11 protein-coding genes and 1 riboswitch are annotated in these 12,420 nt (G+C 68.1%); of the genes, 1 reads left to right on the top strand and 10 read right to left on the bottom strand.

The genetic code is table 11. The features are described from left to right. Positions 1 to 4: 4 nt before the first annotated feature. From ACFYW7_RS04425 to ACFYW7_RS04400, 6 genes are all read right to left on the bottom strand, one after another. Positions 5 to 1,381: an aminotransferase class V-fold PLP-dependent enzyme gene (locus ACFYW7_RS04425; protein WP_389497692.1), complete on the bottom strand. Its 1,377-nt coding sequence runs from the start codon at positions 1,379 to 1,381 to the stop codon at positions 5 to 7. 189 nt (positions 1,382 to 1,570) lie between these two features. Next, positions 1,571 to 1,687, bottom strand: a riboswitch (SAM riboswitch). A gap of 84 nt (positions 1,688 to 1,771) precedes the next feature. Further along, complete coding sequence (trpD, locus tag ACFYW7_RS04420; protein ID WP_389497690.1) at positions 1,772 to 2,836, bottom strand: anthranilate phosphoribosyltransferase; 1,065 nt, start codon at positions 2,834 to 2,836, stop codon at positions 1,772 to 1,774. 143 nt (positions 2,837 to 2,979) lie between these two features. Continuing rightward, a complete protein-coding gene (locus ACFYW7_RS04415; protein WP_389497688.1) occupies positions 2,980 to 4,620 on the bottom strand; it encodes a cytochrome bc complex cytochrome b subunit in 1,641 nt (546 codons plus the stop codon). Next, positions 4,617 to 5,693: a Rieske 2Fe-2S domain-containing protein gene (locus ACFYW7_RS04410; RefSeq protein WP_389497686.1), complete on the bottom strand. Its 1,077-nt coding sequence runs from the start codon at positions 5,691 to 5,693 to the stop codon at positions 4,617 to 4,619. The genes ACFYW7_RS04415 and ACFYW7_RS04410 overlap by 4 nt, the downstream gene beginning before the upstream one ends. After that, on the bottom strand, positions 5,690 to 6,499 hold the full coding sequence (locus tag ACFYW7_RS04405; protein WP_389497684.1) for a c-type cytochrome: 810 nt from the start codon (positions 6,497 to 6,499) through the stop codon (positions 5,690 to 5,692). Before ACFYW7_RS04405 ends, ACFYW7_RS04410 begins: the two co-directional genes overlap by 4 nt. A 63-nt stretch (positions 6,500 to 6,562) precedes the next feature. Beyond that, a complete protein-coding gene (locus ACFYW7_RS04400) occupies positions 6,563 to 7,183 on the bottom strand; it encodes a heme-copper oxidase subunit III (RefSeq protein WP_389497681.1) in 621 nt (206 codons plus the stop codon). A 202-nt stretch (positions 7,184 to 7,385) separates the two neighbouring features. On the opposite strand from ACFYW7_RS04400, the gene ACFYW7_RS04395 reads away from it, so the two are divergent. Then, a complete protein-coding gene (locus ACFYW7_RS04395) occupies positions 7,386 to 7,787 on the top strand; it encodes a hypothetical protein (protein WP_389497679.1) in 402 nt (133 codons plus the stop codon). A 28-nt stretch (positions 7,788 to 7,815) separates the two neighbouring features. On the opposite strand, the gene ACFYW7_RS04390 is transcribed toward ACFYW7_RS04395, so the two are convergent. The 4 genes from ACFYW7_RS04390 to coxB form a co-directional block, all read right to left on the bottom strand. Beyond that, positions 7,816 to 9,087 (bottom strand): Ig-like domain-containing protein, encoded by a 1,272-nt coding sequence (locus ACFYW7_RS04390; RefSeq protein WP_389497677.1) that lies wholly within the window; start codon positions 9,085 to 9,087, stop codon positions 7,816 to 7,818. Between the two features lie 130 nt (positions 9,088 to 9,217). Continuing rightward, entirely contained in the window at positions 9,218 to 9,616 is a 399-nt protein-coding gene (locus ACFYW7_RS04385) for a cytochrome c oxidase subunit 4 (RefSeq protein WP_389497675.1), read from the bottom strand. Continuing rightward, the gene (ctaD, locus tag ACFYW7_RS04380) at positions 9,613 to 11,346 is read right to left on the bottom strand and encodes a cytochrome c oxidase subunit I (RefSeq protein WP_389497673.1); all 1,734 of its coding nucleotides are present in this window, start codon (positions 11,344 to 11,346) and stop codon (positions 9,613 to 9,615) included. Before ctaD ends, ACFYW7_RS04385 begins: the two co-directional genes overlap by 4 nt. Continuing rightward, positions 11,343 to 12,308 carry a cytochrome c oxidase subunit II gene (gene coxB, locus ACFYW7_RS04375; protein ID WP_389497671.1) on the bottom strand — a complete coding sequence of 322 codons (966 nt, stop codon included), beginning with the start codon at positions 12,306 to 12,308 and terminating at the stop codon, positions 11,343 to 11,345. The genes ctaD and coxB overlap by 4 nt, the downstream gene beginning before the upstream one ends. Between the last annotated feature and the right edge of the window lie 112 nt (positions 12,309 to 12,420).

Below are 12,420 nucleotides of genomic sequence, written 5' to 3'. Positions count from 1 at the left end.
GGCGTCAGACCGCCGGGACGCAGCGGCCGCCCTCGGTGCGGTACCGCCACCGCGCTCCGTCCCTGACCAGCTCGCGCACCGCGCGGACGAAACGCTCGACGTGCTCGTCGGGGGTGCCCGCGCCGAAGCTGACGCGGATGGCGTTGAGGGACTTCTCGCCGGGCGCCGCCTCGGGGGCGCCGCACTCCCCCTGGGTCCGAGGTTCGCTGCCGAGCAGGGTGCGGACCAGCGGGTGGGCGCAGAAGAGGCCGTCGCGGACCCCGATGCCGTACTCGGCGGAGAGCGCGGCCGCGAAGTGCGAACTGTTCCAGCCCTCGACGACGAAGGAGATGACGCCGACCCGCGGGGCGTCGTCGCCGAAGAGGGAGAGGACCCGGACCTCGGGAACCTCGGCGAGGCCCGCGCGGACGACGGCGATCAGATGCTGTTCACGGGCGACGAGGTTGTCGAAACCCTCCTCGGTGAGCGCCTTGCAGGCCGACGCGATCGAGTAGGCGCCGATGACGTTCGGGGAGCCCGCCTCGTGCCGGGCGGCGCTGTCGTGCCACTCCACGTCCAGGCCGCCGTCCGCGCGCCGGGAGACCTTGCGGCTGGCCCCGCCGCCCGCGAGGTACGGGTCGGCCGCGCGCAGCCAGTCGGAGCGGCCCGCGAGGACACCGGAGCCGAACGGCGCGTACAGCTTGTGTCCGGAGAAGGCGACCCAGTCGACGTCGAGGTCCTTCACCGACACCGGGTGGTGCGGGGCGAGCTGCGCGGCGTCGAGGACGATGCGGGCGCCGTGGGCGTGCGCGGCGGCGGTCAGCTCACGCACCGGCCACAGCTCCCCGGTGACGTTCGAGGCGCCGGTGACGCAGACCAGGGCCGGTCCGTGGCCCCCTTCGACGGACACGGGGCGGGCGGCGAGGGCGCGCTCCAGGGTGGTGACGGCCTCGGCCGGGGTGCGCGGGGCGTCCAGGTAGGTCACGTGGGCGTCGCGCCAGGGCAGCAGGGAGGCGTGGTGCTCGGTCTCGAAGACGAAGACCTCGCAGCCGGCCGGGAGCGCGGCGGCGAGCAGGTTGAGCGAGTCGGTGGTGGAGCGGGTGAAGACCAGCTGGTCGTCGGCGCGGCAGTCGAGGAACTCCTCCACCGTCCTGCGGGCGTTCTCGAAGAGGTCGGTGGACAGCTGCGAGAGGTAGCCGGCGCCCCGGTGGACGCTGCCGTAGTAGGGCGCGTACGCGGCCACGTCGTCCCACACGCGCTGGAGGGCGGGCGCGCTGGCGGCGTAGTCGAGGGCGGCGTAGGTGACCTCGCCCCCGGTGACGAGCGGGACGGTGACATCCCGCCCCAGAACGGCCAGAGGCGCACAAATGGTCGGGGCGGCGGCAGCGGTGGGGACAGACATGGCGAGCTCCTGTGAGAGGCAGGCGGGATCACCGCGCGAGCCGGCGGCCCGGAGGCAGCGCTCGGCGCGGGAAAGGGTGAAAGGGGTGTGCGGAGGTGGGGCTCGGCGCCCTAGCGCATTCGCTTGCTCACAGAAGGCTCCCTCGAACGACCAGGACCCCTGGTTGCATCCACCCGAAAGGGTGGGAGGGGTCCGCGCTTGCCGTAGACCTCGCTGCCTACGACCTGGTCTTCACCCGGGGCACCCCGCCACGGACGGAGGGTTGCCGGACAGCCGGCCGGGGCCTGATGGCTGTCACTCATGACCTGGTCAATCATCCTGCCAGAAGATCCCCGACGCGCAAGACGCAGTCCGGATCCTGGACTGCGCCTCGCGCCGGAGCGCTGGCGGTCAGGCGTTGCTGGCCGCCACCCAGCGGTCCAGGGTGCGCTTCGCGGCCCCGGAGTCGATCGCCTCGGCCGCCTTCTCCATGCCGGCGCGGAGCTGGTCCGCGAGCGGCGCGCCGGTCGGCGACAGGGCCACCAGGGCCGCCGCCGAGTTCAGCAGGACCGCGTCCCGCACGGGCCCCCGCTCGCCGTCCAGCAGACGCCGGGCGACCTCCGCGTTGTACGAGGCGTCGGCGCCGCGCAGGGCCTCCACCGGGACGAGGTCGAGCCCGACGTCGCGCGGGTCGAAGCGCTCCTCGGTGACCGAGCCGTCGCGGACCACCCAGACGTGGGAGCCCGCGGTGGTGGTCAGCTCGTCGAGACCGTCGTCGCCGCGGAAGACCAGCGAGGAGTTGCCCCGTTCGGCGAACACGCCCGCGACGATCGGCGCCATCCGCGGGTCGGCGACGCCGACCGCCTGGGCCTTGACCCGCGCCGGGTTGGTCAGCGGACCGAGCACGTTGAAGGTCGTCCGGATGCCCAACTGCCCGCGCGCCGCCGCCACATGACGCAGTGCCGGGTGGAACTTCACCGCGAAGCAGAAGGTGATCCCGGCCTCCTCGGCGACCTCGGCCACCCGCTTCACCGTCAGCTGGAGATTGACGCCGAGCTTCTCCAGGACGTCCGAGGAACCGGACGCGGAGGACGCGGCCCGGTTGCCGTGCTTGACGACCTTGGCGCCGGTGCCGGCCACGACGATCGAGGACATCGTGGAGATGTTGACGGTCTTCGCTCCGTCGCCGCCGGTACCGACGATGTCGACGGTGTGCCCGGGCACCTCGATGACGTTGGCGTGCTCGTACATCGCCCGGACGAGTCCGGAGATCTCCTGGACGGTCTCGCCCTTGGCCCGCAGGGCCACCACGAAGCCGGCGATCTGCGCGTCCGTCGCCTCGCCGCGCATGATGCGGTCCATCGCCCAGGCCGTGTCGTCCGCGCTCTGGTCGCGGCCCTCGAGCAGGCCGTTCAGTACCTGGGGCCAGGAACGGCCCGCCGCGGTGTCGCCTCCAGCGGGGTTCACAGCGCTCATGGTCGCTCCTGGTTCGTCGGTGACGCGAAGGGAGTCACCCGCACTCGGTGCGGGGTCGGGTCCACCCTATCCAGCCCGGGGAGACGGCAAAGAGCCCCGTCCATTGCCTGGACGGGGCTCCTGCCGTGGCGAACTGCCGGGGATCAGTGGTGGCCGTGGCCGCTCGCGATCTCCTTGTACTCCTCGACGGTGGGCTTGGGGATCTGGCCCTCTTCGCCGTAGAAGCCCTCGCTCATCTTGGCGCGCAGCTTCTGCGCGCCCGAGACCTTGCGCTCGACACCGTTCTCGTCGACCGTCGGGCCGATCTCGGCCGGCTTGTACTGCTCGTGCGCGGTGAGCGTGTGCAGCGCGTCCTGGCTGAGCGGCTCGTGCACCTCGATGAACTCACCGTGCGGCAGGCGCTTGATGATGCCCGACTCGCGGCCGTGCAGCACCTTGTCCCGGTCCCGGCGCTGGAGGCCGAGGCAGATCCGCTTGGTGGCCATGAAGGTGAGCACCGGCACGACGAAGAAGGCGATCCGCACGAACCAGGTGATCGAGTTGATCGCCAGGTGGAAGTGCGTGGCCCAGATGTCGTTGCCGCCGCCGATGAGCAGGACGAAGTACCAGCTGATCCAGGCGACACCGAACGCGGTCCGGGTCGGGACGTTGCGCGGGCGGTCCAGGATGTGGTGCTCGCGCTTGTCGCCGGTGACCCAGGACTCGATGAACGGGTAGACCGCGATCGCGACCAGGACCAACGGGAAGATCACCAGCGGGATGAACACGCCCAGGACGAGCGTGTGGCCCCAGAGGTTGATCTCCCAGCCCGGCATGACACGGATCAGGCCCTCGGAGAAGCCCATGTACCAGTCGGGCTGCGCACCGGTGGACACCTGGTCCGGACGGTAGGGGCCCATCGACCAGATCGGGTTGATCGAGGCGATCGCCGCGATGGCCGCGATGACACCGAAGACCAGGAAGAAGAAGCCTCCGGCCTTGGCCATGTAGACCGGCAGCAGCGGCATGCCGACGACGTTGTTGTTCGTCTTGCCGGGACCCGCGAACTGCGTGTGCTTGTGGTAGAAGACCAGGATCAGGTGGCCGACGACCAGGCCGAGCATGATGCCCGGGAGCAGCAGCACGTGCACCGAGTAGAAGCGGGCCACGAAGTCGCCGCCCGGGAACTCGCCGCCGAACAGGAAGAACGACAGGTACGTGCCCACGATCGGCACGGACAGGACCGCGCCCTCCATGAAGCGGACGCCGGTGCCGGAGAGCAGGTCGTCCGGGAGCGAGTAACCGGTGAAGCCGGTGAACATGCCGAGGACGAACAGCAGGAATCCGAAGACCCAGTTGACCTCACGGGGCTTGCGGAACGCACCCGTGAAGAACACGCGCATCATGTGCACGAACATGCCGGCGAGGAAGATCAGCGCCGCCCAGTGGTGGATCTGCCGGATCAGCAGGCCACCGCGCACATCGAAGGAGATGTGCATGGTCGAGTTGAACGCCTCGGACATCAGCTGTCCCTGCAGCGGGACGTAACTGCCGTGGTACTCCACCTCGTTCATCGACGGGTGGAAGAACAGGGTCAGGTACACACCCGTGAGGATGATGATGATGAAGCTGTACAGGCAGATCTCACCCAGCATGAACGACCAGTGGTCGGGGAAGATCTTGCGCATGTTGGACTTGGCCAGGGAGTAGATCCCCAGACGGCCGTCGGCCCAGTCGGCGACCCGCTCACCGGCGGGCGCCTTCTCGCGCGAGGGGCGCGAGTCGGAGGTGGTGGTAGTGCTCATCCGCGCTCCCAGAATGCAGGACCGACGGGCTCTTCGAAGTCGCTGAGCGCCTCGAGGTAGCCCTCGTCGTTCACACCGATGCGCAGCTGCGGCAGGGCGTGACCGGCCGGGCCGAAGATGACTCGGGCACCGTCGGAGAGGTCGAAGGTGGACTGGTGGCACGGGCACAGCGCGTGGTGCGTCTGCTGCTCGTACAGGGAGATCGGGCAGCCGACGTGGGTGCAGATCTTCGAGTACGCCACGATGCCCTGGTAGGACCACTCGAGTTCCTGCTTGTCCTTGATGTTCTCCGGCTGGAGCCGGATGATCATCAGGGCCGCCTTGGCGATCTCCTTCTGGAAGTCCTCGTCGTGCTCCTCCAGGCCCTCGGGCTTGGCGAAGGTGAGCGAACCGACGGCCACGTCCGAGGGGCGCAGCGGCTCGTTCGTGTTCATGTTGACGAGGAGCTTGCCCTTGGACCACAGGGTGTGGCGGAGCTTCGTGCCGGGCAGCGGACCGAGGTCGCGCAGCAGGATGACACCGGAGAGCGGGAACAGGGCCAGCGCGCCGAACATCGTGTTGCGGATCAGCTTGCGGCGGCCGAGCGCGGACTCCTTGGCGCCGTCCTTGAAGTCGGCCATGACCTTGGCCTTGACCTCGGGCGATGCCTCGATCGGGTGACGCTCGTCGGCGATCTCCACGTCGGACATCAGGGTGCGGGCCCAGTGGACCGCGCCCGCGCCGATCGCGAACAGCGCCACGCCGAGCGACATGCCCAGCGCGAAGTTCAGCGCGCTGATGTGCCCGATCGGGAAGACGAAGATCGACTTGTCGCTCGGGACCGCCACGTACGAGGCGATGAAGCCGACGGTGGCCAGCATCGACAGCGTGAACAGCATGGCGACCGTACGCTCGGACCGCCGGGCGGCCCGCTCGTCGATGTCCTGGATGCGGTGCTCGTGGGGCGGGAGCCCCGGGTCCGCGAACGGGTTCTGCTCGTCCGCGACGGCTACCGAGCCGTGACCGTGCTCGGCGTGCGCGTCGGTGGCCCGCTCTGCGGGCACGTTCTCTTCTGGAATGTCTTGGCTACTCATGACTTCTTGGCCTTTGCGGTCCGAGCGGCGACCCAGACGGCGACGGCGACCAGGGTTCCGAGACCGAAGACCCAGCCGAACAGGCCCTCGCTGACCGGCCCGAGGCCGCCCAGGTCGAGACCGCCGGGGCTCTCGGTGTCGTCACCGTTGACCGCGTCGAGGTACGCGATGATGTCCTGCTTGTTCTTCTCCGTCAGCGTGGTGTCGGGGAAGGACGGCATGTTCTGCGGGCCCGTCTGCATGGCCTCGTAGATGTGCTTGGGGTCGACACCCTCCAGGCTCGGCGCGTACTTGCCGTGTGTCAGCGCGCCGCCCTTGCCGGTGAAGTTGTGGCACTGGGCGCAGTTGGTGCGGAAGAGCTCGCCACCCTTGGCGATGTCCGCACCCTCGGGGCTGACCTGGCTCTTCGTGGGGATCGTGGGACCCGCGCCGAGCGAGGCGATGAAGGCCGCGAGCTGGTCGATCTCGGCCTGCGAGTAGATGACCTTCTTCTTCGGGATCTGGGCGCCCGGCTGCTGGGCCGGCATCCGGCCGGTGCCGACCTGGAAGTCGACCGCCGCGGCGCCCACACCCACCAGGCTCGGTCCGTCGGTGGTGCCCTGACCGCCGGTTCCGTGGCAGCTTGCGCAGCCCACGGAGTACAGCTTCTGGCCCTCGGTGATACCGAGGGACTGGGCGGTTTCGTCGGCCTGCGCCTTGCCCGCGGGTGCGAACGCGGCGTACAGCCCCCCGGTGGCCGCCAGCGCGAGGAGTAGGACGACGACCGCCGCCAGCGGATGGCGTCGTCGTGCGGAGAGCTTTTTCACGGATTACCCCGGTGTCAGGATCTTCTGCGTCGGTGCTTCTGGATGTTCGGGCGGTGCGCCCGATTACTTGATCAGGTAGATCGTGGCGAAAAGGCCGATCCAGACGACATCGACGAAGTGCCAGTAGTAGGACACGACGATGGCGGCGGTCGCCTGCTCGTGAGTGAACCGCCGAGCCGCATAGGTGCGACCCAGGACCAGCAGGAAGGCGATGAGTCCGCCCGTCACATGCAGTCCGTGGAAGCCGGTGGTCAGGTAGAACACCGAGCCGTACGGGTCGGAGGAGAGCGAGAGCCCGTCCTTCTTGACCAGTTCGGTGTACTCGAAGACCTGACCGCCGATGAAGATCGCACCCATGACGAAGGTGACGATGAACCACATCCGGAGCTTCTTCACGTCCCCGCGCTCGGCGGCGAACACGCCGAGCTGACAGGTCAGGGAGGAGAGCACCAGGATCGTGGTGTTCGTCGCCGAGAACGGAAGGTTCAGGCTGGACGCCATTTCCTTCCAGTGATCCGGCCCGGTCACCGATCGCAGGGTGAAGTACATCGCGAAGAGGGCCGCGAAGAACATCAGCTCGGAACTCAACCAGATGATGGTTCCGACGCTGACGAGGTTCGGCCGATTGACCGAGGGGTGCGCGTGCCCTGTTTCTACTGTCGTTGCTGTCGCCACGACCGACATTATGTCGGTCGCTTATCCCGCCCTCACGCCGGGGGGTGCCGTTCGGGGTGTTGATGGGGTGTGTCCAGCCCGTATGGCCCATCGAAGCCCTGTCCGAACCGGTACTGACGAGGCGTTCGAGGGAGTAGCATCCGCGCATCGGGCCGGGTTCGATCAGCCCGACGGCATGATGTCCGTACGACGCTGACGTCTCGGAGGAAGAATGCAGCCGACCGCCACGGTGCTGGTCTACAGCGACGACTCCAACACCCGCGCACAGGTGCGGCTCGCCACCGGGCGCAGGCCCGCCCCCGACGTCCCGCTCGTCGAGTTCGTCGAGTGCGCGACGCCGGCCGCCGTCATCAAGGAGCTCGACAAGGGCGGCATCGACGTCTGCGTCCTGGACGGCGAGGCGGCGCCCCTGGGCGGCATGGGCGTGTGCCGGCAGATCAAGGACGAGATCTTCGGCTGCCCGCCCGCGCTGGTCCTCATCGCCCGCCCGCAGGACGCCTGGCTGGCCACCTGGAGCCGCGCGGACGCCGCGGTGACCCTGCCGGTCGACCCGGTGGAGTTCGCCGCCTCGCTGGCCGCTCTGCTGCGTCGCAAGAACCTTCTGAGCGCCTGAGGACCCGCGCCCCGTGAGGGGCGCGGTCTCACACACTCTGGGGGCGCAGCCTCGCGCGCTGGGCCGGGCTCGGGGCGTCCGGGGAACCGGCCACCAGGGCACTGCCGGCGCGCCAGTTCTTCCAGCCCAGGTTCCAGTCTCCGAAGCCGTTGCCGAACGCGTCCATCGTCTTGCCGTCGGAGTTGACGACCTTGACGATGTCGCCCTCGTTGAAGGTGTCGAAGAACCACTCGGCGTTGCCCGTGCTCATGCCCGTGCAGCCGTGGCTGACGTTCGCGTACCCCTGGGAGCCGGTCGACCAGGGCGCGGCGTGCACGTACTCACCGCTCCAGGTGACCCTCGTCGCGTAGTACACGGGCAGGTCGTAGGAGTCCGAACTGCCTTCCGCGATACCGATGCTGGTGCCGCGCATCTGTACGAAGTACTCCTTGCCCAGCACGACCTTGACACCGTTGCGCGTGTCGAAGCCCGGTTTGCCGGTGGTGACCGGGATCTTCTTGATCTCCTGGCCGTTGCGGTAGACCGTCATGGAGTGCGTGGCGGCGTCGGTCAGCGCGATCAGGCGGTCGCCCGTGGTGATCTTCACCGTCTTGGCGTTGCCGCCCCACAGCCGCTCGCCGATCCTGACGCCGGCGAGGTTGCTGTGCGCCGTGATGGTGGCGTGGGTGGGCCAGTACTCCTTGGGGCGGTAGTGCAGCGTCTTGTCGTCGACCCAGTGCCACGTGCCGTCCACCGCGGGGGTGGAGTCGACCCTGAGGGAACGCTCGACGACCGCGCGGGCCGCCTTGTCCTTGACGGGAACGCTCAGTTCGGCGGTTATCGGCTGGCCGACTCCGTACTTGCCCGCTTTGGGGCCGAACTCGACGCTCAGCAGCTTCTTGGTCTTCGGCGTGCTGGTGTCGAAGCTGATGACCTTGCGGCCGGGCGTGCCGTCCTCGTCCTCGGTGCTCACGCGCACCGTGTAGTGGGCGCCCGCGGCGAGCGGCGACGTGCTGTGCCACCGGCTGCCGTCGGCGGCCAGTTCGCCCGCGACGTAGCGTCCTGAGGCGTCCGTGGCGGTCACGTCGGTGATGCGCCCGTCGTCACTCTCGGAGGTGATTTCCAGGGGCTTGTCGGGGTCGGCCTTGGCGGACTTCCCGCTGCCCTCGGCGGGACCCTTGAACGAGATCTGTCCCGCCGCGTCGTACGGCTTCGCCGAGAGCGGGTGGCCGTCGGAGCCACAGGCGGTGGCGCCCGCACCGAGGGCGACCACCAGCGTGGTGCAGCTGACGACCGTGCGGATTCGCGGTGAGTGGTTCATGAGTCCACGCTATGAAGGCTCGTCAAGCACGGCGCGCCGGGTGAGCCGACCGAGGGACAGAAGTCGCGGCGAACGAGGGAGCCCGGACACTCCTGACGGAGTGTCCGGGCTCCCTGGCGGTCAGCGCGTGCTACTGGGTGCGGTTCTCACCGTGGTAGTACTCGAAGACCCAGCCCCACAGGCCGAGCATGATGAGCGGGGCCGAGAAGTACAGCAGCCACCAGCCGAAGACGACCGCCGTGAAGGCGAGCGCGCCACCGACGCCGAGCGCGAGCGGCTGCCAGCTGTGCGGGCTGAAGAAGCCCACTTCGCCGGCCTCGTCCGCGACGTCGGCCTCCTTGTCGTCCTGCGCGAGCTGGTCGACCCGCCGGGCCGTGAAGGCCAGGTAGTAGCCGATCATCATGCTGAGGCCGAAGCCCATGAAGAGGGCCGTGGTACCGGCCGGCTCCTTGGACCACACGCCGTAGACGATCCCCATGACGAGGATGAAGACGGCCAGCCAGATGAACATCTTGCCTTGGACCTTCACTTGCCGGCCTCCTTGCCACCAGCCAGGGACGCCGACCCGTGACCGGCGGCCTCGAGCTGGTCGAGAGCTGCGATCTCCGGGTGGTGCAGGTCGAACGCCGGGGATTCACTGCGGATCCGCGGCAGCGTGAGGAAGTTGTGCCGCGGCGGCGGGCACGAGGTGGCCCACTCCAGCGAACGGCCGTAACCCCACGGGTCGTCGACCTCGACCTTCTTGCCGTACTTGGCCGTCTTCCACACGTTGTAGAGGAACGGCAGGATCGACAGGCCGAGCAGGAACGAGCTGATCGTCGAGATCGTGTTCAGCGCGGTGAAGCCGTCGGCGGCGAGGTAGTCCGCGTAGCGACGCGGCATGCCCTCGGCACCCAGCCAGTGCTGCACCAGGAACGTGCCGTGGAAGCCCACGAACAGCGTCCAGAAGGTGATCTTGCCGAGACGCTCGTCGAGCATCTTGCCGGTCATCTTCGGCCACCAGAAGTGGAAGCCGGAGAACATCGCGAACACCACGGTGCCGAACACCACGTAGTGGAAGTGCGCCACCACGAAGTACGAGTCGGACACGTGGAAGTCCATCGGCGGCGAGGCCAGGATGACGCCGGTCAGACCACCGAAGGTGAAGGTGATGAGGAAGCCGACGGCCCAGAGCATCGGTGTCTCGAAGGACAGCGAGCCCTTCCACATCGTTCCGATCCAGTTGAAGAACTTCACGCCGGTCGGTACGGCGATGAGGAACGTCATGAAGGAGAAGAACGGGAGCAGAACGCCACCGGTGACGTACATGTGGTGCGCCCACACGGTCACGGACAGACCGGCGATCGCGATGGTCGCGCCGATCAGGCCCATGTAGCCGAACATCGGCTTACGCGAGAACACCGGGATGACCTCGGAGATGATTCCGAAGAACGGCAGCGCGATGATGTACACCTCTGGATGGCCGAAGAACCAGAAGAGGTGTTGCCACAGCAGGGCCCCGCCGTTGGCTGGGTCGAACACGTGCGCACCGAATTTACGGTCCGCCTCCAGGGCGAACAGCGCCGCCGCGAGGACGGGGAAGGCCAGCAGCACCAGGACCGCGGTGAGCAGGACGTTCCAGACGAAGATCGGCATGCGGAACATCGTCATGCCGGGAGCGCGCATGCAGATGATCGTGGTGATGAAGTTGACCGCGCCGAGGATGGTGCCGAAGCCGGAGAAGGCCAGACCCATGATCCACATGTCGGCGCCGATGCCCGGCGAGCGGACCGCGTCCGACAGCGGGCTGTAGGCGAACCAGCCGAAGTCGGCCGCACCCTGCGGGGTGAGGAAGCCGCCGACGGCGAGCGTCGAGCCGAACAGGTAGAGCCAGTAGGCGAACATGTTCAGCCGCGGGAACGCCACGTCGGGCGCGCCGATCTGCAGCGGCATGATCCAGTTCGTGAAACCGGCGAACAGCGGCGTCGCGAACATCAGCAGCATGATCGTGCCGTGCATCGTGAACGCCTGGTTGAACTGCTCGTTCGACATGATCTGCAGCCCGGGACGCGCCAGCTCGGCGCGCATGAGCAGCGCCATGACGCCACCGATGCAGAAGAACGCGAACGACGTCACCAGATACAGCGTGCCGATCGTCTTGTGGTCCGTGGTGGTGAGCCACTTGATCACGACGCTGCCGGGCTGCTTGCGCCGGACCGGCAGCTCGTTCTCGTACGAGTCTTCGGCGGCGGCACCCTGGGGTTCGTTGAGGATGCTCACAGGTTGTTCGTCTCCCGGTTCTTCTCGTGGCCCGTCTGCTCAATGCCGGCCGGGACGTAACCGGTCTGCCCCTTCGCCGCGAGCTCCTTGAGGTGGGCCTCGTAGCGCTCGGGGGAGACGACCTTCACGTTGAAGAGCATCCGGGAGTGGTCGACGCCGCACAGCTCGGCGCACTTGCCCATGAAGGTGCCCTCGCGGTTCGGGGTCACCTGGAACGAGTTGGTGTGCCCCGGGATGACGTCCTGCTTCATGAGGAACGGCACCACCCAGAAGGAGTGGATGACGTCACGCGAAGTGAGGACGAAGCGGACCGTCTTGCCCTTGGGGAGCCAGAGGGTCGGACCGGGGTTGCCCGTCTGCGGGTTCTTCGTACCGGGGGTACCGACGTCGTAGACACCGCCGGCGTTCGCCGGGAAGTCGGCCTTGAACCGGTCCGGAATGGCGGCCAGGTTCGGGTCCGTCTTGGCGTTCCCGGAGGAACCGGGGACGTCCGCGACGTAGTTGAAGCCCCAGCTCCACTGGAAGCCCACCACGTTGACCGTGACGTCGGGCTTCGGCTTGAGGCTGAGGAGCTTCGTCTCGTCACGGGCGGTGAAGTAGAACAGCACCGAGACGATGATGAGCGGGACCACCGTGTACAGCGCCTCGATGGGCATGTTGTACCGGGTCTGCGGAGGAACTTCGACCTTGGTCTTGCTGCGCCGGTGGAAGAAGACGCTCCACAGGATCAGGCCCCAGACCAGCACGCCCGTGGCGAGCGCGGCCGCCCACGAGCCCTGCCAGAGGGAGAGGATCCGCGGAGCCTCCTCCGTGACCGGGGTGGGCATACCAAGGCGGGGGAAGTCTTCCCAGTTGTACGAGCAACCAGTGGCTGTCGCCAGGACCAGGCCCGCAGTCATTGCCTGCAGCAGCTTCCGCCGCATCGGGCGCCGCGGCGAGCGGTCGGAGCCGTTGGGACTCACGTAGCGCCTTCCCGAGAGTCTCGCCCGCGCTGTTGGCTGCGGCCTTCTCGCTGGTCGGTCGCCGCCCTGCGTCGGGCAGGGGTTTGGATGTTTATGCGGACCAAACCCTACT

It is taken from the genome of Streptomyces sp. NPDC002580 (assembly GCF_042889485.1).
GTDB lineage: Bacteria > Actinomycetota > Actinomycetes > Streptomycetales > Streptomycetaceae > Streptomyces.
The sequence above is the reverse complement of the archived record's forward strand: the minus strand, read 5'-3'. Positions and strand labels throughout refer to the sequence as shown.

What these genes read in the sequence shown, in the direction of transcription:
- ACFYW7_RS04425 (WP_389497692.1), bottom strand. Translation starts at nt 1,381, where the DNA reads ATGTCTGTCCCCACCGCTGCCGCCGCCCCGACCATTTGTGCGCCTCTG.
- trpD (WP_389497690.1), bottom strand. Translation starts at nt 2,836, where the DNA reads ATGAGCGCTGTGAACCCCGCTGGAGGCGACACCGCGGCGGGCCGTTCC.
- ACFYW7_RS04415 (WP_389497688.1), bottom strand. Translation starts at nt 4,620, where the DNA reads ATGAGCACTACCACCACCTCCGACTCGCGCCCCTCGCGCGAGAAGGCG.
- ACFYW7_RS04410 (WP_389497686.1), bottom strand. Translation starts at nt 5,693, where the DNA reads ATGAGTAGCCAAGACATTCCAGAAGAGAACGTGCCCGCAGAGCGGGCC.
- ACFYW7_RS04400 (WP_389497681.1), bottom strand. Translation starts at nt 7,183, where the DNA reads ATGTCGGTCGTGGCGACAGCAACGACAGTAGAAACAGGGCACGCGCAC.
- ACFYW7_RS04395 (WP_389497679.1), top strand. Translation starts at nt 7,386, where the DNA reads ATGCAGCCGACCGCCACGGTGCTGGTCTACAGCGACGACTCCAACACC.
- ACFYW7_RS04390 (WP_389497677.1), bottom strand. Translation starts at nt 9,087, where the DNA reads ATGAACCACTCACCGCGAATCCGCACGGTCGTCAGCTGCACCACGCTG.